The sequence below is a fragment of the Aquitalea pelogenes genome (genome assembly GCF_041914625.1).
GTDB lineage: Bacteria > Pseudomonadota > Gammaproteobacteria > Burkholderiales > Chromobacteriaceae > Aquitalea > Aquitalea pelogenes.
Genome location: NZ_JAYSDA010000048.1, coordinates 1 through 1,840 on the forward strand (window position 1 = coordinate 1; position 1,840 = coordinate 1,840).

General features: G+C 59.3%; 2 protein-coding genes. Both read right to left on the reverse strand.

Annotated features, from left to right (window positions below; translation table 11 throughout):
* Positions 1-91 precede the first annotated feature (91 nt).
* Positions 92-1,558 carry a DUF945 family protein gene (locus ACE3SE_RS21240; RefSeq protein WP_374558109.1) on the reverse strand — a complete coding sequence of 489 codons (1,467 nt, stop codon included), beginning with the start codon at positions 1,556-1,558 and terminating at the stop codon, positions 92-94.
* A gap of 67 nt (positions 1,559-1,625) precedes the next feature.
* Positions 1,626-1,840 (reverse strand): hypothetical protein (locus ACE3SE_RS21245; RefSeq protein ID WP_374558111.1); only part of this gene is annotated, 215 nt, incomplete at its 5' end.

Here is a 1,840-nt window from a genome sequence, read left to right on the forward strand (position 1 = left end):
GTGTGAAGAATGCGCATGCCATCGCTCTTGCCGGAAAACAGCGCATTCTAGCAAGAGCCGCCGCAACACGCGCGGCTCTTGTCCTGCCCGCTCAGTTGGCCGGAGCCTGATCCGGTGCATTTTCCTCAGCGGGAGCGGCAGCCGGTGCTGCTGCCTGAGGTGCAGTTGCCGCCGGATTTCCACCCAGCAAGCCCGCCATGGACGGCAGCGGGTGACCATTGAGCACCGCGCCATCCCGGTTGAAGCTGAAGTCGGCACTCAGGCGCTGCCCGTTATCACTCAGCCATCCCTGCTGCACCGCGCTCGAGATACTGGCGTCCATCATCTGGGCGGTCCGGGCGGTGTCGGCACTGCCGGTGGCTTGCCCAGCCAGCTCGTTAAGCAGGCCGCGATCCAGCTGCATGGCTGCCCTGCCGCTCAGGCGGTCGCGCAGCAGTGGCAGAATGCTTTGCGCGGTCTGCACCCCGGTCGGCATGCCATTGCCATCAAAGCGCAGTTCCAGGCTGCCATGCAGTCCGCCCTTGTCGGTCTGGAAGCCAAACTGGTCGATCCGGAAGGCAGGCGAACTGGCCAGCAGGCTGCTGGCACTGTCCAGCAATGCCTGTGTGCTGGCCTGCTGCATGGCCAGCGCATCCGCATTACCGGGGTTGGCATAGAGCTGATTGGCCTTGCTCTGCCAGTCGGCATAACCCTGTTTGTTGATGTTGGCATAAGAGAAATCCATCCGCGCATCCTTGATGGCAAAGGCATGGTTGATCGGCCCCAGCTGCCCTTTTTCCGCCCGGCTGTGATACAGCATGTCCACCAGACTGCCCTTGTCCTGCATGGCGGCATCCAGCGACAAGCCATTCAGCCGCAGCACCGAGTTGTTGTCGACCAGCAGCTCCATGGACTCCAGCTTTTGCTGTGCATCCATCTGCCAGCTGTCCTTGACCGATGCCATGGCGGCCTGATGTCCATCCGCCTGCAAATTGCCCAGCACCAGCTGTACCACGCCACCGGCACCAGTGGGCAGGGCCACGCGCAAGGTGACGCCAGCCATGTTCATCCTGTACTGCATGGGTTTGCCGTCTTCAGTCTGGATGGTGGCCAACAGCTTGCGCAGATCCAGTGCATTACCATCCGGGCTGGCCCAATGCAGCTCATCCGCCTTGAGCGTGGTGTCGGTGCGACCGAAGAAAGTCTTGATGCTCCACGCCTCGATGGCCAGGGGATTACCACTTTTATTGCCGCTGGCATCAAGCGGGGTGATGGTGTAGTCGGTACGTGCCCAGCGTTGCAGGGGAATGGCAAACTGGTTCACCTTGTAATCCACGGCAAACCGCAGCGTCTGGCCAGCCAGCGGCAGGCTGTAGCTCACACGGGCACTGGAGCCGAACCAGCCACGGTCGTAATGATCCACCTTCACTGTCCATGGCATCAGTTTGTTTTGCTGCAGGCTGTCGATATCATTGCGGATCTTGTCTTCGGTGCGTACACCCACGATGCCGGGCAGCACCAGCACCCAGCCCAGCACCAGTCCTGTAGCAGCCAAAGCCGCCAGTTTTGTCGTTTTCATCTGCTCCCCTTCATGCTTTACCCTGTCAGCTACTCATACCAAACATGCATAAAGAATAGTAAATAATTTAAAAATGAGGCGCACAAACAAAGAATTCATGATGAAAGACAATAATCAGCGACAACAGCATGGCTGGTGGCAGGCACAGGCTGCAAACCAGCAACCACTTCCAACCGGAAATAAACGCATGAAGCCTGCACACCGCGCGATATGTCTTGGCCTGCTTGTCCTGAGCCTCAACGCAGCCGCCGACACTAACCTCCAAAGCCCGGCCGCAACCAT